Source organism: Luteimonas salinilitoris (assembly GCF_041300785.1).
GTDB classification, from domain to species: domain Bacteria; phylum Pseudomonadota; class Gammaproteobacteria; order Xanthomonadales; family Xanthomonadaceae; genus Luteimonas; species Luteimonas salinilitoris.
Window position 1 is genome coordinate 104,943 of sequence record NZ_JBFWIB010000009.1, and the last position, 21,367, is coordinate 126,309.

General features: G+C 71.3%; 22 protein-coding genes. 9 read left to right on the top strand and 13 right to left on the bottom strand.

The window, feature by feature from the left end; all coding sequences use genetic code 11:
* Window positions 1-130: 130 nt before the first annotated feature.
* Window positions 131-772, top strand: coding sequence for a helix-turn-helix domain-containing protein (locus AB5T46_RS14025; protein ID WP_370564634.1), 642 nt, complete (start codon window positions 131-133; stop codon window positions 770-772).
* Between the two features lie 175 nt (window positions 773-947).
* Here AB5T46_RS14025 and AB5T46_RS14030 read toward each other — a convergent pair whose 3' ends face one another.
* Entirely contained in the window at window positions 948-1,733 is a 786-nt protein-coding gene (locus tag AB5T46_RS14030; protein ID WP_370564635.1) for a MipA/OmpV family protein, read from the bottom strand.
* A 160-nt stretch (window positions 1,734-1,893) separates the two neighbouring features.
* Here AB5T46_RS14030 and AB5T46_RS14035 point away from each other — a divergent pair, with 160 nt between their 5' ends.
* Both AB5T46_RS14035 and AB5T46_RS14040 read left to right on the top strand, forming a co-directional pair.
* Complete coding sequence (locus tag AB5T46_RS14035; RefSeq protein WP_370564636.1) at window positions 1,894-2,559, top strand: response regulator transcription factor; 666 nt, start codon at window positions 1,894-1,896, stop codon at window positions 2,557-2,559.
* On the top strand, window positions 2,556-3,932 hold the full coding sequence (locus tag AB5T46_RS14040; RefSeq protein WP_370564637.1) for a sensor histidine kinase: 1,377 nt from the start codon (window positions 2,556-2,558) through the stop codon (window positions 3,930-3,932). Before AB5T46_RS14035 ends, AB5T46_RS14040 begins: the two co-directional genes overlap by 4 nt.
* 230 nt (window positions 3,933-4,162) lie before the next feature.
* Here the strand turns inward: AB5T46_RS14040 and AB5T46_RS14045 are convergent, their stop codons facing one another.
* Together AB5T46_RS14045 and AB5T46_RS14050 are read right to left on the bottom strand one after the other, a co-directional pair.
* Window positions 4,163-5,242 (bottom strand): MBL fold metallo-hydrolase, encoded by a 1,080-nt coding sequence (locus AB5T46_RS14045; protein WP_370564718.1) that lies wholly within the window; start codon window positions 5,240-5,242, stop codon window positions 4,163-4,165.
* Window positions 5,243-5,318: 76 nt separating this feature from the next.
* Window positions 5,319-5,909 (bottom strand): GNAT family N-acetyltransferase, encoded by a 591-nt coding sequence (locus tag AB5T46_RS14050; protein WP_370564638.1) that lies wholly within the window; start codon window positions 5,907-5,909, stop codon window positions 5,319-5,321.
* Window positions 5,910-6,312: 403 nt separating this feature from the next.
* Between AB5T46_RS14050 and AB5T46_RS14055 the strand changes: the two genes are divergently transcribed.
* Window positions 6,313-6,888, top strand: a complete 576-nt coding sequence (locus AB5T46_RS14055; RefSeq protein ID WP_370564640.1) for an outer membrane beta-barrel protein — start codon at window positions 6,313-6,315, stop codon at window positions 6,886-6,888.
* A 174-nt stretch (window positions 6,889-7,062) separates the two neighbouring features.
* Here the strand turns inward: AB5T46_RS14055 and AB5T46_RS14060 are convergent, their stop codons facing one another.
* The 5 genes from AB5T46_RS14060 to AB5T46_RS14080 form a co-directional block, all read right to left on the bottom strand.
* Window positions 7,063-8,097 carry an NAD(P)H-dependent glycerol-3-phosphate dehydrogenase gene (locus AB5T46_RS14060; RefSeq protein ID WP_370564641.1) on the bottom strand — a complete coding sequence of 345 codons (1,035 nt, stop codon included), beginning with the start codon at window positions 8,095-8,097 and terminating at the stop codon, window positions 7,063-7,065.
* A gap of 3 nt (window positions 8,098-8,100) precedes the next feature.
* Entirely contained in the window at window positions 8,101-8,637 is a 537-nt protein-coding gene (secB, locus tag AB5T46_RS14065) for a protein-export chaperone SecB (RefSeq protein ID WP_149195159.1), read from the bottom strand.
* Between the two features lie 69 nt (window positions 8,638-8,706).
* Entirely contained in the window at window positions 8,707-9,147 is a 441-nt protein-coding gene (locus AB5T46_RS14070; RefSeq protein ID WP_370564642.1) for a rhodanese-like domain-containing protein, read from the bottom strand.
* Window positions 9,148-9,232: 85 nt separating this feature from the next.
* Window positions 9,233-9,652 (bottom strand): hypothetical protein, encoded by a 420-nt coding sequence (locus AB5T46_RS14075; RefSeq protein WP_370564643.1) that lies wholly within the window; start codon window positions 9,650-9,652, stop codon window positions 9,233-9,235.
* A gap of 28 nt (window positions 9,653-9,680) precedes the next feature.
* Complete coding sequence (locus AB5T46_RS14080; RefSeq protein WP_370564644.1) at window positions 9,681-10,139, bottom strand: YiiD C-terminal domain-containing protein; 459 nt, start codon at window positions 10,137-10,139, stop codon at window positions 9,681-9,683.
* A gap of 99 nt (window positions 10,140-10,238) precedes the next feature.
* Between AB5T46_RS14080 and AB5T46_RS14085 the strand changes: the two genes are divergently transcribed.
* The 3 genes from AB5T46_RS14085 to AB5T46_RS14095 all read left to right on the top strand — a co-directional run bounded on the left by AB5T46_RS14085 (window position 10,239) and on the right by AB5T46_RS14095 (window position 13,697).
* Window positions 10,239-11,024 (top strand): uroporphyrinogen-III synthase, encoded by a 786-nt coding sequence (locus tag AB5T46_RS14085; protein WP_370564645.1) that lies wholly within the window; start codon window positions 10,239-10,241, stop codon window positions 11,022-11,024.
* A 46-nt stretch (window positions 11,025-11,070) separates the two neighbouring features.
* Entirely contained in the window at window positions 11,071-12,063 is a 993-nt protein-coding gene (locus tag AB5T46_RS14090; RefSeq protein WP_370564646.1) for a hypothetical protein, read from the top strand.
* Window positions 12,064-12,443: 380 nt separating this feature from the next.
* A complete protein-coding gene (locus tag AB5T46_RS14095) occupies window positions 12,444-13,697 on the top strand; it encodes a heme biosynthesis protein HemY (protein ID WP_370564647.1) in 1,254 nt (417 codons plus the stop codon).
* Between the two features lie 111 nt (window positions 13,698-13,808).
* On the opposite strand, the gene AB5T46_RS14100 is transcribed toward AB5T46_RS14095, so the two are convergent.
* Window positions 13,809-15,086, bottom strand: a complete 1,278-nt coding sequence (locus AB5T46_RS14100) for an acetyl-CoA C-acetyltransferase (RefSeq protein WP_370564648.1) — start codon at window positions 15,084-15,086, stop codon at window positions 13,809-13,811.
* An 86-nt stretch (window positions 15,087-15,172) separates the two neighbouring features.
* Between AB5T46_RS14100 and AB5T46_RS14105 the strand changes: the two genes are divergently transcribed.
* Window positions 15,173-16,051, top strand: coding sequence for a hypothetical protein (locus AB5T46_RS14105; protein ID WP_370564649.1), 879 nt, complete (start codon window positions 15,173-15,175; stop codon window positions 16,049-16,051).
* A gap of 84 nt (window positions 16,052-16,135) precedes the next feature.
* Here the strand turns inward: AB5T46_RS14105 and AB5T46_RS14110 are convergent, their stop codons facing one another.
* From AB5T46_RS14110 to AB5T46_RS14125, 4 genes are all read right to left on the bottom strand, one after another.
* Window positions 16,136-16,762, bottom strand: a complete 627-nt coding sequence (locus AB5T46_RS14110) for a superoxide dismutase family protein (RefSeq protein ID WP_370564650.1) — start codon at window positions 16,760-16,762, stop codon at window positions 16,136-16,138.
* 94 nt (window positions 16,763-16,856) lie between these two features.
* Window positions 16,857-17,402: a superoxide dismutase family protein gene (locus tag AB5T46_RS14115; protein ID WP_370564651.1), complete on the bottom strand. Its 546-nt coding sequence runs from the start codon at window positions 17,400-17,402 to the stop codon at window positions 16,857-16,859.
* Between the two features lie 317 nt (window positions 17,403-17,719).
* Window positions 17,720-19,123, bottom strand: coding sequence for a nitrogen regulation protein NR(I) (gene ntrC / locus AB5T46_RS14120; protein WP_370564652.1), 1,404 nt, complete (start codon window positions 19,121-19,123; stop codon window positions 17,720-17,722).
* Between the two features lie 131 nt (window positions 19,124-19,254).
* Complete coding sequence (locus AB5T46_RS14125) at window positions 19,255-20,325, bottom strand: two-component system sensor histidine kinase NtrB (RefSeq protein WP_370564653.1); 1,071 nt, start codon at window positions 20,323-20,325, stop codon at window positions 19,255-19,257.
* A gap of 108 nt (window positions 20,326-20,433) precedes the next feature.
* On the opposite strand from AB5T46_RS14125, the gene ku reads away from it, so the two are divergent.
* A complete protein-coding gene (gene ku, locus AB5T46_RS14130) occupies window positions 20,434-21,360 on the top strand; it encodes a non-homologous end joining protein Ku (protein ID WP_370564655.1) in 927 nt (308 codons plus the stop codon).
* Window positions 21,361-21,367: the final 7 nt, after the last annotated feature.

A 21,367-nucleotide genomic window follows, 5' to 3' on the forward strand; every position in this document is an offset into this window, starting at 1 on the left:
TATGCGATATTGATCCCAATTGGAGAATTGTCAACCTGCCCCGGTCTGGCAGACGAGGCCGCAATCGCGCGAATATGCTCCGGCACGGGCGGCATTGGCCCGCATCCGCTTCCACAGGAGTTCCAGGCGAATGCCCTCGCAACACCCGACGATCGGCCGCCTGCTGCGCGGCCTGCGCACCCGCAACGGCTGGACCTTGAAGGAAATGAGCCAGCGCTGCGGCATTCCGCTGTCGACGCTGTCCAAGGTCGAACACGACCGCCTGAGCCTGACCTACGACAAGCTGCTGCAGATCAGCCAGCGCCTGAACATCCGCATGTCGGAGCTGTTCGCCGAACCCGACGCTGCCAACGAGCCACCGGTCACCGCGCGCCGCAGCATCGCCAGGGTCGACGACGCAATCCGGGTCACCACGGACAACTACGACTACTTCTATCTATGCCCGGAACTTCGCCGCAAGCGCATGATCCCGGTCCTGACCCGAGTGCGCGCCAAGAGCCTGCACGAGTTCGGCGAACTGGTGCACCACTCCGGCGAGGAGTACATCCACGTGCTCGAAGGCCGGGTCGAAGTGCACACCGAGTTCTACGATCCGATCGTGCTGGAAGCCGGCGAGGGCGTGTACATCGACTCGAACATGGGCCACGCCTACATCGCCGCCGCCGACTGCGACGAGGCGCTGTTGCTGGGCATCTGCTCCAGCGCCGACGAACAACTGCTGCAGGCGCTGTTGACGCTGCATGGCGACAACGGCACGCCGGCGAAGAAATGAGTCTCCATGCCGCTTGCACCGCGGGCTCCGCGCCACGCCGGGCGAAGCCCGTGGGATGCGCATCGGCGCTGCACAGACGACCGTCCCGCTTGCTCGCACGGGCCGCAAGCGTCGATGACGGCGCGTAGGACTGCGTGCCCGGGTCGCGCCTGCACCGCCGTGCCGGAGCCGGATCTCAAAACATGCGCACGAGACCTACGGTGGCGAACGGTGCGGTGGCCCGCTCCACCACCGGACTGTCGCGGGCGTCGCCCTGCAGGCGATTGACGCCGGCGGCGGTGATCAGGCTCCAGCGGCTGCCGGCGAAGCGGTGCAGCCAGCTGGCCGATGCGCCGACCGACTTGATGCCCGAGGAGGCGGCGTACGCGGGCAGCCCCGCTTCGCTGCGCGCTGCGTCTTCCGGCGTGATGCCGAACCAGGTCTGCATGCTGTCGTCGTCGGCCCATTCCGCATTCGCGCCAAGCGTGACGACATCGCGCTCGCGCTGCAGCACGCGGTACCCGGCCTGCAGGTCGACCGTGGCGCCGTAACCGCTCTTGGCCGCGCGCCGGTACGCCACGCTCGCCGAGAACCGCCCCGGCTCCCAGGCCAGGAAGGCGCCATAGACGGCGTGGTCGTCGATGTCCTCCAGGCCCCGCAGGATCTCGGCGTCGCCGCCGTCGCGGCCCATCCCGGCACTCAGGAACAGTCCGGCGACCAGGTCCGCATCCGTCGACCACTTCACTCCCAGCGCCGGCAGCCCGGCACGCGGCGAGAAGAAGAAGTGCTCGGTCTCGTAGCGGATCAGCGGCAACGGCAGGAAGCGGTCGTCCTCGGCGCCTTCGTACTCGGGCACCATCGCCACGCCGATGCCGGCGTAGTTCTGCGCCGCCGCCTGCTGTGCGCACAACGCGAGCCCGAGCGCCAGCCACCAGCGGCGCATCGGCCGCGGCTTCCGCGCCTGCATGGAGAGTGATGTCATGGATTGCCGCCCTGATCGTTTGGATGAAGGCGCAGCATCGGCCGTCGTGTTTAAGTTTTCTTTAAGCCACGGACGCGTTCACGCCCGGCCGGGCAGCGCTTAAACCTGTTTTAATCGCCTTCGGCGAGCCTGCCTGGCCACATTGCAGTTCCCGCGCCCCATGGACTCCGTGCTCCTGGTCGAAGACGATCGCATGCTCGGCGACGCACTCGCGGCGGCGCTGGCGCAGGACGGCTGGCGCGCCGACCGCAGCGAGGACGTCGCCGCGGCGCGGCTGGCCCTGGTCGACCACGCCTACGTGGCGGTGCTGCTCGACCTGGGCCTGCCACGCGGCTCGGGGCTCGACGTGCTGGCGGCGATGCGCGCGCGCTACGACACCACCCCGGTGCTGATCATCACCGCCCGCGACCAGCTCAGCGATCGCATCCGCGGCCTCGACAGCGGCGCCGACGACTACATCGTCAAGCCGTTCCAGCGCGACGAGCTGCTGGCGCGGCTGCGCGCGGTGGTCCGCCGCAGCCGTGGTCGGGTGGCGCCGCAGCTGCGCTGGCGCGACGTGGTGCTGGATCCGGCCGAGCGCAGCGTCACCCGCGGCGGCACGCCGGTGCCCCTCGGGGTGCACGAGTACCGCACGCTGCTGGCGCTGATGGAATGCCAGGGGCGCGTGCTCGACCGCGAACGCCTGGAGGACCGCATCTACGGCGGCGACGGCGCGATCGGCAGCAACACCGTGGCGGTCTACATCCACCAGCTGCGCCGCAAGCTCGGCGGGGACATCGTGGTCACCGTGCACGGCTACGGTTACCGCCTGGGCGATCCGGAATGATGCGATCGCTGCGGGCGCGGCTGCTGGTGGTGCTGACGCTGGTCGTCCTCGCCGCCTGGGCGATCTGGTTCGGCTGCCAGTACCAGCAGATGACCCGGCAGCAGAGCGGCCTGTGGGACCGCTCGCTGCGCAGCATCGCCGAGCAGATCCTGCTGTCGCTGCCCGGCGACATCGAGGCCACCGGCGCCGGTCCGCGCCTGCGGCTGCCGCGCGACACCACCGCGCTGACGGGCAAGTTCGACAATCTGCATTTCCAGGTCTGGGTGCTGGCGCGCCGCGAAGGCATCGTCGCCTCGGCGCATGCGCCGGCCGGGCCGATGCGCGCGGACTTCTCCGACGGTTACGCCGACGTGCTGGTCGAAGGCGTCCCGTGGCGCGTGTTCGCGGTCAGCGATGCCGACGGACGGGTACAGGTGCAGGTCGGCCACGACGCCTCCCTGCAGCATTACGAAATCAAGCGCTGGGCGCACACCAGCCTGATCACCGCGCTGCTGGTGCTGGGCGGGCTGGCGCTGGCGGTGTGGGCGGTGGTGCGCTGGTCGCTGCAGCCAGTGCTGCGGGTGCGGCAGGCGATGGCTGCGCGCGAGACGCTGGACCTGACGCCGCTGCCGGGGACCGGATTGCCGGCGGAGGTGCGGCCGCTGGTGGATTCGTTCAACACGCTGCTGCAGCGCCTCGACCATGCCCTGCAGAACGAGCGCCAGTTCCTGAGCGAGGCCGCGCACGAACTGCGCACGCCGTTGGCCGCGTTGCTCACCCAGGCCCAGGTGGCGCTGCACTCGAGCAATCCGGACGACACCCGCGAGGCGCTCGACCGCTTGATCCGCGGCATCGAGCGCACCTCGCGCCTGGCGCAGCAGCTGCTCGATTCGGCGCGCGTCGAGAGCGGCCGCGGCGAGGGCCGCCGCCAGCCTGTCGACCTGGCGCAGGTGATCGAGATGGTCGCCCAGGAGTTCGAGCTCGTGTCCGCGCGCAAGCGGCAGCGGATCGTGCTCGACACCGAGTCCTGCATCGTCGCCGGCAACCTCGACGACCTCGGCATCCTGGTCCGCAACCTGCTCGACAACGGCCTGCGCTACGGCCGCGAGGGCGGACGGGTCGAGATCGCCTGCCGGCAGTCGCCGGAGGAAAGCGTGCTGACCGTGCGCGACGACGGCGCCGGCGTCGCCGACGACGAACGCGGGCGGATCTTCGAGCGCTTCTTCCGCGGCAGCAACGGCAACGGCGAGCGCGGCAGCGGCATCGGGCTGTCGCTGGTGGCGCGCATCGCCCGCGCGCATGGCGCCAGCGTGCAGGCGGAAAGCGGCATCGACGGCCGCGGTTTCGGCGTGCGCCTGGTGTTTCCGGCGCGCCACGACACCGGTCACCGCTAGAGCGAGCGACACGCATCTCCCACCGCGCCCCTCGGCGCCAATGCCCCTGTAGGAGGGGCTTCAGCCCCGACCCCGAGAAACGAAAAAGGGCCACGCACGCGGCTTCCCGGACGCCACACGCTGCTGGTTGCCTGCCGCAATCTTCGACGCGTCGGGGCTGAAGCCCCTCCTACAAGGGATCGGCTGCGGGGGGGAGGTGAATTTCGATTCGGCCTGGAGCCCTGGCTTTCCTAGCGTGCCGATTCCACGGTGGCGCCGGTGTCGATGGCATCCGGTGCCGGTTCCCGCGGCGTGCGCCACCAGGGTTCGAGCGCCGGCGGCTGCCGCACCGGCACGGCCTGGCCGATGCGCGGCAGCGTCACGGAAACCCCGCGCGCCGCGGCCAGCCGCGCGATGCGCTCCATCGGATCGTCCCAGCGGTGCATCGCCAGGTCGAAGGTGCCGTTGTGCACCGGCAGCAGCCAGCGGCCGCGCAGGTCCAGGTGCGCCTGCAGGGTCTGCTCGGGCAGCATGTGCACGCCCTCCCAAGACGGATCGTAGGCGCCGCACTCGAGCAGGGTCAGGTCGAACGGGCCGTAGCGCTCGCCGATCTCGCGGAAGCCGTCGAAATAGCCGCTGTCGCCGCTGAAGAACAGGCGCAGCTCCGGACTCTGGATCACCCATGAGGCCCACAGCGTCGGGTTGCCGGCGAACGGCCGGCGCCCGGAGAAATGCTGCGCCGGCGTCGCCACCAGGCGCACGGTGCCGATGGTGGTCGCGTCCCACCAGTCCAGTTGCCGTACGCGCGCCGGATCCACGCCCCAGCGGATCAGCAGGTCACCCACGCCCAGCGGCGCCAGGAACCAGTCGGTCTTCTCCGCCAGCGCCCGCACCGCCTGCTTGTCGAGGTGATCGTAGTGGTCGTGCGAGAGGATCACCGCACGGATCCGCGGCAGCTGCTCGATCGTGATCGGCGGCGGATGGAACCGGCGCGGTCCGGCCCACTGCAGCGGCGAGGCACGCTCGGAGAACACCGGATCGGTCAGCCACCAGCCGCCGGCCAGTTTCATCAGCACGGTCGAATGGCCGAGCCGGAACACGGTGCCGTCGGCGGCATCCGCCAGCTGCTGCAGATCCAGCGCCTCCACCGGCAGCGGCGCGGGCGGCGTGGTGCCCGCCGGCCGGTCGAACATGAAGCTCCACCACGCCTTCGGAATTTCGCGCCAGCCCAAGGTCCTGGGTTCGACCGGATTGCGGAAGCCGCCGTCGCGGAACTGCGGCGAGCCGGGATAGTGCGCGCCGCCCCATGCATCGAGCGAGAGATAGGCCATCACCAGCACCAGTCCGAGCAAGAGGATGCGGAGCGTGGTGATGCGCGGACGCCGGACCCTGGCGCGCCCACGCCGGTCAGCGGCCACGCGCCGCACGATCCACGGTGCGGTCGTCTAGCGGCAGCACGTAGTGGACCGAGTCCGTGCGCACCGCCGCCGCCGGCAGCTGCGCCTCGATGCGCGCGGCCTGCGCCGCGGGCAGGCGCCACTGCAGGTTCAGGCAGCCGAGCGTGCGCGCCATGCGCAGCGCCTGCAGGAACAGCCGGCGCTCGAGCTCCTGCGCCTGCGCCTGCGGCCGCACGTACAGCGATTCGAGCTGGAAGTAGTTGCCCCGCTCGAGCAGCGAGCAACCGGCCACCGCACCGGCGTAGCCGATGGCCTCGCCGTCGGCCTCGGCGATCCAGGCCCAGACCCGGACCGGCGGATCGAACAGCGCCTCCACCAGGTCGCGGGCATCGCCCCGTCCCGGTCCGAACGGCGCGCGCTCGAGCGCCGCGCGCCGCGCATGTTCGCGGCACAGGCGCAGCAGCGTCTCGCAATCTTCGGCACGGGCCGGACGGATCGCCGCCGGGCCGGCGACGGACGCTGGCGCGACACCGGACCGCCGGACACGGCCGGCGACGGGTGGGGTGGACAGATGCGGATGCAACAGGGCAGGCGCGGACATGCATGATCTCCGTCGCGGATCGGGGGAGCGACGACCTTGCGCCGGTGGCTTTAAGAAGTCTTTAAGCCCCACGGCCCTGCAGTGGAACGCCCACGCATTCGCGCATGGTGGATGTCGACTCCTGCGACAGCCGAATCTGCCCGGCAAGCCATCCGCGCCTGCAGCACGGGAATCACGATGCAGCGCGCCCGCGTTCTCCAGCGCGTACCTGAATGGCGCGAAAAAGTTCCTGAACTTTCCGGTTCACTATTCAGGCCATGTTGCGCTTGCCCTCGCACAATGCACGCACCGGCCCGGGTGGTGGTCGTGCTTTCAGCCACTGAAGTGCACTTCCCTCCCCCTCCCTCGCCACCCGGGCCGGCCTTTTTCGAATAACAAACGCTTCCAACAGAGAGGCTTTCCAATGAAACGTTCCCTGCTTGCCCTGACCTTGGCCGCGGCACTGCCGTTCGCCGCCGCCCACGCCGCCGAAGGCGTCTCCTACAACTACGTCGAAGGCGGCTACAGCGCCACCAACAGCGATGCCGACGCCGATGGCTTCGGCGCCAACGCCTCGTTCGCCTTCCATCCCAACTTCCACGCGTTTGGCGGTTACAGCGCCCAGGAGTTCGACTCCCAGCCCCTGACCGGGGAAGTGGATGTCGACCAGTGGCGCCTGGGTATCGGCTACAACCATGAGATCTCGCCGCGCGCCGACCTGGTGACCCGGGTCGCCTACGAGAAGTTCGAGGCCAGCAACAACTTCGTGGATGTCGATGTCGACGGCTACAGCGCCGAGGTCGGCGTGCGTGGCGCGCTGACCACCAATCTCGAAGGCTATGCCATGGCCGGCTACGAGGACTACGGCAGCGATGCCGACGACTTCTACGGCCGCCTCGGCGCGCAGGTGAAGTTCACTCCCAACTGGGGCGTCAGCGGCGACGTCAAGTTCGCCGACGGCGACACCCAGTGGTTCGTCGGCCCGCGCTTCACCTGGTAAGCACACCGGCACACCCCGCACCATCGCGATCGATTCTCTCTCTCCCCCGAAAAAATCGCGATCGACCCGGCCGGTAACGGCCGGGTCTTTTTTTTGAGCCGTGATTCGTGATTGGTGATTCGTGATTGGCAAGAGCGGGGTCGAAGCCGCGCTCCTGCTTTTACGAATCACCAATCACGAATCCCCGGTCTCAAACAACCTCGCCGGATATTCCGCCTTGCGCTCGCGCGCCATCAGCCGCGCCAGGCCCTCGGCCGGGGTGATGTCGCCGTGCAGCACGTCGCGCACGTTGCTGGCGATCGGCAGCTCGATGCCGTGGCGGTCGGCCAGGCGCATCACCTCGTCGGCGGTCTGCAGCGACTCGACCACCTGGCCGATCTCGCGCACCGCATCCTCGATCGAGCGGCCGCGCCCCAGCGCCAGCCCGAGGCGGCGGTTGCGCGACAGGTCGCCGGTGCAGGTCAGCACCAGGTCGCCGAGGCCGGCCAGGCCCATCAGCGTCTCCGGGCGCCCGCCGATCGCGATGTTGAGCCGCAGCATTTCGTTGAGGCCACGGGTGATCAGCCCGGCGCGCGCGTTCAGGCCCAGGCCCATGCCGTCGGCGACGCCGGTGGCGACCGCCAGCACGTTCTTCATCGCGCCGCCGAGTTCGGCGCCGCACATGTCGTCGCCGGTATAGGCGCGGAAGGCCGGGCCGTGCAGCACGTCGGCGACGGTCTGGGCGAAGCCCTCGTCGTCGGCGTGCACCGTCAGCGCGGTCGGCAGCCCGACCGCGACTTCCTTCGCGAACGATGGACCGGTCACCACCGCCAATGGAACATCGGGGCCAAGGGTCCCGGCGGCGACCTCGTGCAGGAAACGCCCGGATCCCGGCTCGAAGCCCTTGGTCGCCCAGGCCACGCCGGCGTGCGCCGGGCGCAGCGGCGCCAGCGCCTGCAGGGTCTCGGCGAACGCGTGCGAGGGCACCACCACCAGCACCAGGTCGGCGCCGCGCAGGGCGGCGCCGAGATCGGTGGTCGCGTGCAGCGACTCCGGGAGGGTGACGCCGGGGAGGTAGCGCGGATTCTCGCGCTGCCGCGCGATCGCCTCGATGATGCCGGCGTCGCGGCCCCACAGCACCGTGGCAGCGCGATGCCGGGCGATCAGCGCGGCGAGCGCGGTCCCCCAGGAACCGGCGCCCAGCACCGCGACGGACGGCGGTGTCGCCATCGGTCAGGCGTTGCCGACGGTCTCGGTGTCGCCGTTGCCGGCGCCCGGCTGCTGTTTGGCGTTGCGCTGGCGCAGGCCCTCGGCGTAGAGCGCCTCGAAGTTGATCGGCTGCAGCAGGAACGGCGGGAAGCCGCCGGCCTGGATCAGCTCACCGAGCAGCTGGCGGGCATAGGGATAGAGCACGTTCGGGCAATGGGTGCCGAGCATCGCATCGAGCACGTTCGACTCGAATCCGGACAGGCCGAACACGCCGGCCTGCTGCACCTCGGCCACGTACACGGTGTTGCCCTCGCCCTCGCCCAGGGTGCAGGTCAGGGTGATCCCGAGCACTACCTCGTAGCCGGTCTCGCCGACCTTCTGCACGCGCTGGTTGAGGTTCATGTTGAGCTGCGGCTGCGCCTGCTCGTTGAACACCTGCGGCGCCTTCGGCGACTCGAACGAGACGTCCTTGACGTAGATCTTCTCGACGCTGAACTGGGCTCCGGCGGGCTGCGCGGGAGCGGCGGCGCCGTTGGCGTTGTCGGGTTGTTGCTCGGCCATGGTGGGAAAACTCCAGCTGTAATGGGAAAAGAGGGCGATTATGGCATTGCGCCGTGACGCGCGAATGGCTCAGCGGCCGCGGCCCTTGCTCAGTGGCAGGTCGGCCTGTTGCCAGCCGGCGATGCCGCCGTCGAGCACATACACGTGCTCGAAGCCGGCCTTCTTCAGCCGCGACGCGGCGCCGGACGCGGTCTGCCCGGTCTTGCACACCAGCACCACCGGCAGCGCCTTGGCCGCGTTCAGCTGCTTGCTCTCCGGATCGAACTGGCTCATCTGCACGTTCTTCGAACCGGGGATGTGGCCCTTCTCGAAATCGGCCATCGGCCGCAGGTCGACCACCAGCGCGTTGTCGCGGTTGACCAGCGAGGTCAGTTCCGCCGGACGCAGCCCCTTGAAGCCGCGGAACAGGCGCGCGATCTCGGTGGCGATCAGGGCCAGGGTCAGGCCGACCAGGGCCAGGGACAGCATTTGATGGCGGCCGGCGAACGCCAGCAGTTCTTCGAGATTCACGGGGCCGGGTGCAGGAGACAGCGGGCGGCGATTGTCGCCCAGCGCGGGACGCAGCGCAAAGTTGCCGTTGCCGGCGCGGCCGGGCTCACTGGCCGGCCCACAGGTCCGGCAGGCCGTTGCTGATCCACCACTGCCCGGTTTCCGGGTCGTAGCGCCACTGTTCGGTGTAGCGCGCCGAGCGCTCGGTCATGTTGTGACGGTTGATCACCCCGATCTCGATCTCGCGCACCGCGGTGCCGTCGTCCAGCACCTGCGCGCCGCGCTCACGGTAGGCCGAGACCTGCACGTGGTTGTAGCGCTCGAATTCCAGCTCGGTCATCGGGTTGGCCTCGCGGTACTCCGGGTCCACCAGCTTCCACGCGCCTTCGAAGTCGCCCCAGCGGATCGCCGCCGAATAGGCGTACTGCAGCCGCTGCAGCTCGCTCATCTTCTTGCCGCCGCTGGCGCATGCGGCCAACGCCAGCGCCGCCAGCAACAGCAACACGCCCTTGCCCATGATCCGCATCGTCTTCCCCTCCGGTATTGCGCGAATGCTACCGCTTTGCGATCGCCACGTATCGCGCGCGGGCCGTGGTGGCGATGCCGCCGTCTGGCAGCGGCACGCGCGCGACCAGGGTCGCGCGGGCGCGGCCGCGTGCGCGCAGCGTGGCGGTGAAGTCGTCCCAGGAGCCCTCGGGCGCCAGCTGCGATTCGGCCTCGAGGTCGGCGAACAGCGGGGCCAGGTAGCGCACCTCGGTGTCGGCGACGTACACGTCGGCCTGCAGGCCGGCCTGCTGCACGCGCAGCGAGACCAGGCCCCATGCGGACAGCGTCATCAGCGAGACCAGGCTGCCGCCGAAGGCGCAGCCCTTGTCGTTGAGGTGTCGCGCCAGCGGCGCGTGCAGGCGCAGGCGCTCGCCGTCGTAGCCGGCGACGCGCACGTGCATCGCCGCCACCGGCGGCATGGCCTGGTAATGGGCGGCGAGCGCCTGCAGGGATTCATCGAGAGTCATCCGCGAAGGAGTCCTGATCTGGGGGGAATGCCTGGGGGAACCGGGATTGAGTGCCTACACGGCTTGCGGGCGCTGCCGGCAGCCAGCAAGCTGGCGCGCATGGCAGGCACGACGGCTTCCGCGGCACTACAGGGATGCTACGTCATCTCGCTGCGGCCCGTCGGCGGTCACGCGGGATTGCGGCAGGCGGCGGCGCGCCACGGCGCGCGCGTGCTCGCATTGTCGCCGTGGCGACTGGTCGCGCGCGACGACGCCGACAGCGCGCGCACGCTGCGACGCGCGCTGTCCGCGTCGCGGGTGATCTTCACCAGCCCGGCCGCGGTGCGCGCCGCGCATGCGCTGCTGCCGCTGCGGCCACGGCGCGCGCAGCTCTGGCTCGGCGTCGGTGCGGGCACCCGGGACGCGCTGCGTCGTGCCGGGATCGCCGGGGCGATTGCGCCGGCGCGGATGGACAGCGAAGGCGTGCTGGCGCTGCCGGCACTGCGCGAAGTCCGCGGGGCGGACGTCGGCCTGGTCACCGCGCCCGGCGGCCGCGGCCGCATCGCCACCGAACTGCGCCGGCGCGGCGCGCGCGTGCTGCGCGCCGACGTGTACGTTCGGGTCGCGGTCGCCCCTTCGCCGCGTGCGCTGGCGCGCTTGCGCGCGACGACCGCGCCGCTGCTGCTGGCGCTGAGCAGCGGCGAGGCGCTGCAACGCAGCCTCGCCGCGCTACCGGCCGACGCGACCACGCGCCTGCGCCGGGCGCGCGTGCTCGCGGCCAGCACCCGGCTGGCGGCGCTGGCTCGCAGGCGAGGCTTCACCGACATCGCGATCGCCGCCGATGCACGGCCGCGTTCGCTGCTGGCGGCGGCGCTGGAGCGCGTTACCGAGCCGGCGATCCGGTAGCATCGCGCGGCCGGCGGATGCCGGCCTGCCCCCGACCCCCTCCGCCATGACCGACGCCGCCCCCGACCCCATTCAAAAGACGGCCGCCCCGCACCCGCGCGGCCACGGCGTGGCGTGGTTGTTGGCGCTGGCGCTGGTGTTCGGCGGCGGCTGGGCCGGCTGGCGCTGGTGGACGGCGCAGGAAGACGCCCGCCGCGTCGATGCCGACGACACCGTCCAGCGCCTGGCGGCGTTGGAAGCGCGCAGCGACCGGCTGCGCGGCGAACTGCGCGCGCAGAGCCAGCGCCTGCAGCAGGCCGAAGCCACCAACCGGGTGCTGCGCGACGAGTTGCTCGGCATCGGCCAGCGCGCCGCGATCCTCGAGGACAACCTGGCCGCGCTGGCCGATCCGCGGCGGTCCGGTGCCCAGGCGCTGCGGCTGGACGAGATCGAGCTGCTGCTCGGCCAGGGCCAGCAGCGCCTGCGCCTGGCCGGCGACCTCGACGGCGCCCGCCGCGCCTACGCGCTGGCGGCGCAGCAGCTGGCCGGGGTCGAGGATCCCGATCCCGGCCTGGTCGACCTGCGCCAGGCCCTGGCCCAGGAGCGGGCCGCGCTCGAGGCGCTCGGCGACGACCCGCGCCGGATCGCCGCCGGCCGTCTCGACGCGTTGGCGGCCGCGCTGACGGCGCTACCGATACGGACACCCGCCGATGCCGCCGACGCCCCGAGCTGGTGGCAGCGCGCGTTCGTGCGACTGGTCGAGGTGCGGCGCAGCGACGGCGCGCTGGCGGTCGAGCCGGCCGACCGCGCCGCCGGGCTGGCCGCACTGCAGCTGGAACTCACCCTGGCACAGGCCGCGATCGAGCGCCGCGACGAGGACGGCCTGCGCGCGGCGCTGGCCCGCGCCGACGCCTGGCTGACGCGTTTGTGGCCGGACTCGCAGGCCCTGCGCACGCAGCGGGCGGCGCTGGCGGAACTGCGGCGACTGCCGCTGTCGCCGGACTTGCCCATGCTCGGCAGCAGCCTGGAGCAGCTGCGCGCGTTGCGCATGCGGCGCTGATTCGGGATTCGGGAGAGCGTTAGTGCCTCTGCTCGTCATCCCGGCGCAAGCCGGGATCCATCTTGATCTGATACAGAAAGCAAACTGGATGGCCAGCCTGCTGCTGGCGTGAAGCGCTTGGCCAGCTGCGCTGTTGAAAAGCACTTCGGCTGATGTCCGAACCATGAACCTCGAGCCCGGCCGAGCAGCAGCAGCGGAGCAAGCTCCGCTCTACGGCAGCAAGCGGCGGCGGCACGCCGGGTCTCCGCATGGAACCGGGCCTGTTCGGCTTGCCTTCCCGTATAACCTGCCCGCGAATCCCTCCCATCCCGACCACCCACTCCACGCGCCGCCGACATGAACCGGGCTACCGTGTAGCGGTCGCCAAGGAGCCACCCGACATGAACCTGTTCCGAAACCTGCTGTTCTGGATCGTCCTGGCGGTGCTCGGCGCGCTGCTGGCGCAGATGCTGCTCACCCAGGACCATGGCTTCGTGCTGGTGCGCTATGGCGGCTACGACTACACCACCACCCTGGTCAAGGCGATCGGCATCGCGGTGCTGGCGCTGCTGGTGCTGTGGCTGCTGTGGCGGGTGCTCAGTTTTCCGTTCCGGAGCTGGAACCGGCACCGCGACCGCCAGAGCCGCGCACGCCTGGGCGACGGCTTCGAGGCGTTGCACCAGGGACACTACGCCCGCGCCGAAAAGCTGCTGGCGCAGGCGGCCGAGGATCCGCATGCCGAGGGCCCGGCGCGGGTGGCCGCCGCCCAGGCCGCATGGGCGCGCGGCGACGCGGCGCGGGCACGGCAGCAACTCGACGGCTTCGGCGAGCGCCATGCCGGATCGCGCGCGATCGCCGCCGCCGAGCTGGCGCTGGCGGAAGACCGCCCCGTCGACGCGCTGGTCGCGCTCGACGCACCGGCGGCACAGCCGCTGCCGCCGCGCGGCCTGGCACTGCGTGCCGAGGCGTTGGCCGCGTCCGGGCAGGCCGCCCAGGCCTACGGACTGCTCGGCGCACTGCGCCAGCAGCAGGCAATGCCGGAATCGCGCCTGGCCGAGTACGAGATCCAGTGGGCGGCCGCGTCGCTGCGCGAGGCGGACGACGCCAACGTGCTGGCCGATCGTTGGGAGGCGCTGTCCAAGACCCTCAGGGCGGAACCGGCGGTGGTCGCTGCCTATGCCGATCGCGCCGCCGCGCTGCGCTGGGAGGAAGCCGCGACCAAAAGCCTGGAACAGGCCCTGGATGTACGTTGGGACGAAACCCTGGCCGAACGCTACGGCACGCTGCCGCTCGGCCGCCTGGAGCATCGCCGCGAAGTCGCCGAACGCTGGCTGCGCAAGCACCCGTCGAGCCCGGCGCTGCTGCTGACCCTGGCGCGCCTGGCGAGCGAGCAGGACCAGTGGAGCCAGGCCGAGGGCTACCTGCACCGCGCCCTGGCGCAGGGCGCCGGAAGCGAGGCCTGGGAAGCGCTCGCCCACGGCTACGAGGCGCGCGGCGACGAAGCACGCGCCCGGCTGTGCTACCGCAACGCGCTGCGTGCCGGCCGTGGCGAGCCGATCGAGGCGTTCGCCGACCGCGACCTGCGCCAGCGCATCTTCGACGAGGCCGCCGGCGAGGACCGCGACGAGCACGGCATGCCACGGTTGCGGGAATGAAAAAGCTAGGAACGAGAAACGAGGAAATAGAAACGAGAGGGTGGCGCGGCAAACGGCGCCGGAACGGTGCTCCCACTCGTTCCTCGTTCCTCGTTTCTCGTTCCTAGCTCTTCAGCGTTCCAGGATCGCCACCACGCCCATGCCGCCGGCGGTGCAGATCGACACCAGGCAGCGGCCGCCGCCGCGCTCGGCCAATTGCCTGGCGGCGGTGGCGACGATGCGCGCGCCGGTGGCGGCGAACGGATGGCCGGTGGCCAGAGACGAGCCGACCGGGTTGATCTTCTCCGGATCGATCCGCCCCAGCGGCGCCTCCAGGCCCAGCCGGTTGCGGCAGTAGTCCTCGCTTTCCCAGGCGCGCAGTGTGCACAGCACTTGCGCGGCGAAGGCCTCGTGGATCTCGTAGATGTCGAAATCCTGCAGGGCCAGGCCGTTGCGGCGCAGCAGCTCCGCCACCGCCACCGTCGGCGCCATCAGCAGGCCCTCGCCGTGGACGAAGTCGACCGCGGCCACGTGCGCGTCGCGCAGCCAGCACAGCGGCTCGTGCCCGTGCGTGCGCGCCCAGTCCTCGCTGGCCAGCAGGCAGGCGGCGGCGCCGTCGGTCAGCGGCGTGGAGTTGGCGGCGGTGAGGGTGCCGCGGCCGGTGGCGCGGTCGAAGGCCGGCCGCAGCGTGGCCAGCTTCTCGATCGAGGTGTCCGGGCGCAAGATGTTGTCGCGCGCCAGGCCGCGGAAGCTCACCACCAGGTCGTCGAAGAAGCCGCGCTCGTAGGCCGCGGCCAGCTTGTGGTGCGAAGCCACCGCCAGCTCGTCCTGCGAGTCGCGGGCGATGTTCCATTCCTTGGCCATGTCCTCGCAGTGCTCGCCCATCGACTTGCCGGTGCGCGGTTCGGCCACGCCGGGGAAGTCGGGCTTGAGTTCGCGCAGGCGGAATCCGCCGAACGCGCGCAGCTTGTCGCCGGTGGTCTTCGCCGCCGCGGCACGCAGCAGGCGGCGGCGCAGCTTCTGGCCGTAGACGATCGGCACGTCGGAGGTGGTGTCGGACCCGCCGCCGATCCCGGCCTCGATCTGGCCGACGGCGATCTTGTTGCCGACGGTGATCAGGCTGTCGAGCGAGGTCCCGCAGGCGCGCTGCAGGGTGATGCCCGGCGTCAGCGGCGACAGGCCGGACGACAGCGCCGCCTCGCGGCCCAGGTTCCAGTCGCTGGCGTGCTTGATCACCGCACCCATCGCGACCTCGCCCAGTTGCTGGCCGTGCAGGCCGAAGCGCTCGACCAGCGCGCCGAGCGTGCGCACCGACATGCCGAGGTTGCCGACGTCCGCATAGGCGGTGTTCTGGCGGCAGAACGGAATGCGAACGCCACCGAGCACGGCGACGGGACGACCTTGCGGCATCGGGAGCACCTCGCGACGGAGCCCATCCATGCATGATGGGCATAATGCAATCAGTCTAACGCCGCCGCCGTGCACGGCCAATCACGATGACCCAATCCGCCCTGAACCCTCCAGTCGTGCGCGCCGCCCTGGCACTGGAACTGGCGCCGGGCAGCAGCGCGCGGCACGCCGCGCTGGCGCAGCACGAGGCGGGCGCGCTGGCGACGCTGATCGCGCGCGACCTGGCGGGCTTCGCCGCCGACGCCGCGCAGCTGGACCTGGCACTGGTCGGCGCGCACTACGACCCGGTGGAACTGCTGCGCCCCGGCTGGCCGCTGCACCGCGAACTGGAACGGTTGTCCGCGCGCGCGCCGGGCGATGCCGGCGCCCGGGTGATCGCCTTCGGCGCGCACCGTGATCGCCTGCCGGACGCGCTGGCGCCGGCGCAGGAACACGCCGGCGGGCCGCTGCGATTGCTGCCGTTGGTCCTGACCGGCGACGCGGCGACCGTTGCCGGGGTCGGCGCGCAGTTCGAGCAGGCGCTGATGGAGCGCGGCATGGCCGGCGCCGAAACCGCGCTGCGCGCACAGGACGCCTTCGGCCTGCGCGTCGAACATGCGCGCTATCTCACCCTGCACGACCTGTGCGCGATGACCGCACTGCAGTACGAGCACGCCGGCCTGGCGGCGTTGTGGCCGCTGCTGGAGACCGCACTGCTGGCACCGGACGAGGATGCGTGGCTGGACGCACCGCCGGAACCGCTGCTGCACTATGTCGCCGGCGAGGTCCGCATCGCCCTGTTCTCGCCCGACGGCTGGCGCGCCCGTCATGCCGCCGCGGACGAGGACGAGGCACGCCTGGAACGCGGTTTCGCCCGGTTCGAGGCGCGCCAGCGCCAGCTCGCCACGCTGCTGCAGGCGCACGGCGTTCCCGTCACCTACAGCCACTGCCGCTCGCGCGTCGATCCGCACGACGAACTGGCTTGAAGCGGGAAGCGAGGAACGAGAAACGAGGAGTGAGAAACGAGTGAAAAGCGGATCGGCTCGCTTTTACTCGCTGTTACTCGTTTCTCACTCCTCTCCACTCGTTTCTCGCTGTTCGATCACGCCGCAAGCCAGGCGCGCACCGGCGTTGCCGGTCGGCTGGCTGGTGTAGTCGTCCGGATCGGCGTGCACGATCACGCCCTTGCCGGCGATGTCGGTGGCGGCGCCGTCGCCCAGGGTGGCGCCCTGCAGCCGCACGTCCACCGTCGCCACGCCCTCGGCGCTGGCGGTGATGTTGTCGCTGTCGCCGGCGTGGTGCTCACCCTGCCCGACGCGGCCGTGTTCGCTGTCGTCGGGATTGAAATGGCCGCCGGCGCTGGTCGCGTCCGGCGCGCTGCAGTCGCCGGTCTCATGCACGTGGAAGCCATGCACGCTGCCGGCGGCGAGGCCGCGGACTTCGCCGCTGACGTGGATCGCGCCGTTTTCCGCGGTGAACGTCAGTTCGCCGCCGGTCTCGTTGCCTGCGGTCGGCTGCAGCGTCGCCCGAGCCGTGGTGGCGGGGGTCATCGGCTCGTCCGGCATCGGCTCGACGGTCTGCTCCGATTCGGCGGTCTCGGCGGCGATCTCCGCTTCGGTGGCCGGATCGCCGGACGGCGTGCAGGCGGCCAGCGCGAGCAGCGCCGGGGCCAGCAGCAGCATTCGGGAATTGCGCATCGGGTTCCTCCTTCGTTGACGACGGTGTCGGATCTCACTGTATCGGTTGCTCGCGTACCGAGCCCTTCATACGCCGGCGCGCGTCACGCGGCCGTCATCGCGTCGCCTGGATCTCGCCGCAGGCCACGCGTGCGCTGAACGCGCCGGGGGTGGCGCCGAGCACCAGCAGCGCGCGCCCGGCGATGTCGTTGGGCGCGCCGCCGCCGAGCACCGCGCCCGGCAGCAGCAGATCGACCCGCGCCACGCCCTCGGCGTCGGCGACGATGCGATCGCGATTGCCGCCGACCACGCCGCGCTGTTCGGCACCGGCCTGCGGATCGAAGTACGGGCCGGCGCTGGCGGCGTCGGCGGCGCTGCAGTCGCCGCGCTCGTGCACCTGCAGGCTGTGCGCGCCGTTGCGCACCAGGCCGCCGATCTCGCCGGTGGCGCGCACGCCGCCGGCGGCGGGAACCAGCGTGACGCGACCGCTGACCAGGCTGCCCGACGCCGACGCCAGGTTGGCCACCGCCTCGCTGGCGGTACCGATCGTGGCCAGCGGCGGCGTCTCGGGAAGCGCAGGCGGCTGCGGCGCGCGCGGCGGGGGTGCACTGGCGCAGGCCGAGAGCAACAGCATGACGACGGCGGGAAGGATCGGACGCATGGCGAGCGGCGGCAATGAGGATGCGCGACACCATAGCGCCGCGCGCATCAGCGCACCATGAATCCCGCCGCGGATCCGGCACGGCGCGACAGTGTCGTCGCGCTTCGCGGCGATGGCGTGTCGATCCGCATCTGCACTTTGCTCCTTCCCCGCTTGTGGGAAGAGCGGATGGTGGGATACCGGTCCGGCGGCGGCCTTCGTGATCGAAGCGTCGCAACTTCCCGGCGACGGCATGCCGCCGCCGGGAAGTCGCGACTGCAATGCATCGGCCGCGCGACGATGCCCACGGCCGTTCCGCCCGCTTCCGCCCATCGGCCTCAGTGCCGCTTGCGCCCGACGGCGAGCTTGCGGGTGACGGTGTTGCGGCCGAGGCCGAGGCGCGCCGCGGCCTCGGCGCGGCGGCCGCCAGTGTGCGCCAGCGCCGCCTCCAGCAGCACGCGATCGAAGCGCTCGCGCGCATGGGCGTGCAGGTCGGAATCGCCAGCGGCCAGGCGCTCTCGCGCCCAGCGCCCGAGCGCGTCTTCCCAAGACGCCTCGGCCGCGGGCGAGGGCGCCGTCGACAACGCGCTCTCGAGGTCGGCCACGTCGATCGTGTCGCCCGGCGCCAGCGCCGCCAGGCGCCAGCACAGGTTCTCCAGTTCGCGCACGTTGCCAGGCCAGCCGTAGGCGAGCAGGCGTTCCCGCGCGGCGCGGTCGAACTGCTTGACCGGTGCCTGGAACTTTGCCGCCGCTGCACGCAGGAACGCCTCCGCCAGCCGCGGCACGTCGGCGCGGCGTTCGCGCAGCGGCGGCAACCGCAGCCGCACCACGTCCAGGCGATGCAGCAGGTCGGCGCGGAAGCGGCCGTCGGCCACCAGGGCTTCCAGCTGCTGGTGGGTGGCGGCGACCACCCGCACGTCGACCCGGATCAGCTCGCGGCCGCCGACGCGGAAGAACTCGCCCTCGGCCAGCACCCGCAGCAGCCGGGTCTGCAGCGGCAGCGGCATGTCGCCGATCTCGTCCAGGAACAGGGTGCCGCCGTCGGCCTGCTCGAAGCGGCCGACATGGCGCTTGCCGGCCCCGGTGAAGGCGCCGGCTTCGTGCCCGAACAGTTCGCTCTCCAGCAGCTCCGACGGCACCGCGGCGGTGTTCATGGCGATGAAGGGCCGCCGCGCACGCGGCGACTCGTGGTGCAGCGCGCGCGCCACCAGCTCCTTGCCGGTGCCGGTCTCGCCGGTGATCAGCACATTGAGCGGCGCCTGCGCCAGGCGGCCGATCGCGCGGAACAGGTCGCGCATCGCCGGGGTGTCGCCGATCAGCGTGTCCTCGTCGGCGGCGACCGGCTCGCCGTCGCCGGATGCGCCCGCGCTGTCGCGGAGCGCGCGCGCCGCCAGCGCCACCGCGTCGTCGAGGTCGAACGGCTTGGACAGGAACTCGTGCGCGCCGCCGCGGAAGGCGCCGGCGGTACTGGCGATGTCGGTGTAGGCCGACATCACGATCACCGGCAGTTGCGGCTGCGCGGCCTTGAGCTTGTCCAGCAGCACCAGGCCGTCGTCGCCGGGCATGCGCACGTCGGTGAACAGCAGCTGCGGCGCCGGCCGCCGCTGCAGCGCCTCGAGCGCTCCCTGCGCCGAGTCGAAGCCGGAGACCTCGTAGCCGGCCTCGCCCAGCGCTGCCGCCAGCACGAAACGCACGCTGCGATCGTCATCGACGATCCAGACGCGGGCGGGCTCAGCGGACATGGCGCTCCCCCCCGACAAGACCCGGACACCTGCTCCCCGTAGAGCGGAGCTTGCTCCGCTGCTCCACGCTCCGGAGCCCGCCGCAGCCGAGCAAGCCCCGCTCTACCATCGGGATTGCGGACATGGGCCGCTCAACCTTCATCGTTCTGCTCCTTCGCCGCCAGCGGCAGTAACAGCGTGAAGACGGTATGGCCGGGACGCGAGCGATACGCCAGCGAACCGCGATGCTCGCGCACCACCTGCTGCGCCAGCGCCAGGCCCAGGCCGCTGCCGTCGGCGCGGCCGGACACCAGCGGCAGGAAGATCTGCTCGGCCAGTTCCTCCGGCACGCCGCGGCCGTCGTCGATGATCTCCAGCCGCAGCGCCAGCGCGTGCACGGCGTCGGCGATGCGCACGCCGCGCTCGATGCGGGTGCGCAGGGTGACGTTGGCGGCGCCGGCCTGGATCGCGTTGCGCACCAGGTTCCAGGTCGCCTGGGTCAGGCGGTCGGCGTCGCCGGCCATGTCGGGCAGGCTGGGATCGTAGTCGCGGATCAGCTTCACCACCCAGCCGGCCTCGTGCTCGGCCAGCCGCAGCACACGCTCGAGCACGCCATGGATGTTGAGCGCGGCGTGCGGCTGCGGCGGCGACGGTGCCAGCAACTGGTCGATCAGCTCGGTCAGGCGTGCGACCTCGGACTGGATCAGGCCGACCAGCTCGCGCGACTCGCCGTCCTCCACCCGCCGCGCCAGCAGCTGCGCCGCGCCCTTCAGCCCGGCCAGCGGATTGCGCAGCTCGTGCGCCAGGCCCTTCAGCGCGGCGGCTAGCGCGCTCGGCAGCACCCGCAGCGGGTCCTCGCCGGGAAACTCGTCGACCGGGTGCGCCTCCAGCATCCAGCCGCCGCCCTCGCGCCGCGACAGCCAGCCGTCGGCGAAGCGCGGCTCGCCGCCCAGGAACGCCAGCTCGATCCGCCGCAGCCGCAGCTGCTCGGCACCGTCGCCCGCGTCCGCCACCAGCGCCCGCCGCAATGCCTCGCCCTCGACCTCCAGCGCCGCCAGCGGCTGGTCCAGCAGCCGCCGCGCGCTGACCCCCAGCCAGCGCGCGAACGCCGGATTGCAGCCCTCGATGCGGACGTGACGGTCGGTCCAGGCCATCGGGGTGACCAGGGAGTCGAAAACCGGATCGGCGGAGAGGGGCGGCGCCATCGCACCAATGTAGTGCATGCACCGGGCCGGTGCGAGCGGCCGCCGCAACGGTCCCGGGCGGGTGCCGTTTCACCCGCGTCTCACCCGGCCGGCCGTAGCGTCGGACTTCCCGCCCGCGGAGCTGCCATGGCGCGCCCGATCTGGACCGGCACCCTCTCCTTCGGCCTGCTCAACGTGCCGGTGTCGCTGATGTCCGGCGAGCGCAAGACCGACCTGCACTTCCGCATGCTCGATTCGCGCAGCAACACCCCGGTCCGCTACGAGCGGGTCAACGCCGAGACCGGCGACGAGGTGCCGTGGAAGGACATCGTCAAGGCGTTCGAGTACGACAAGGGCAGCTATGTGGTGCTGGAGAAGTCGGACATCGCCTCGGCGGCGCCGGAGAGCCACGAGACGGTGGAGGTGGAGACCTTCGTCGACGCCACCGCGATCCCGCTGCCCTACTTCGACAAGCCCTACGTGCTGGTGCCGGCGAAGAAGGCCGAGAAGGGCTACGTGCTGCTGCGCGAGACGTTGAAGCAGACCGGCCAGGCCGGCATCGCCCGGGTGGTGATTCGCACCCGCGAGTACCTGGCCGCGGTACTGCCGCAGGACGACGCGCTGATGCTGCTGTTGCTGCGCTATCCGCAGGAACTGGTGGACCCGGCCGACTACCGCCTGCCCGAGGGCAGCCCCGGCGACTACCGGATCGCCGGCAAGGAACTGGAGATGGCCAAGCAGCTGATCGAATCGATGGCGGGCGAGTGGAAGCCCGACGACTACAGGAACGAGTTCCGCACCCGGCTGGAGGCGGTGATCCGCAAGAAGATGAAATCGAAGGGTGCGCTGGCCGAGGCCGAGGACACCGAGTACGAGGCGCCCGAGGACACCACCACCAACGTGGTCGATTTCGTGTCGCTGCTGCAGAAGAGCATCGCCGGCAACAAGCGTACGCCGGCGAAGAAGAGCGGCGGCAAGGCCGCGAAGAAGGCGGCCAAGAAGACCGGCAAGAAGGCCGCGAAGAAGACCGCGCGCAAGAGCGCCAAGAAGAAGACCGCGCGCAAGGCGGGGTGACGGTGGG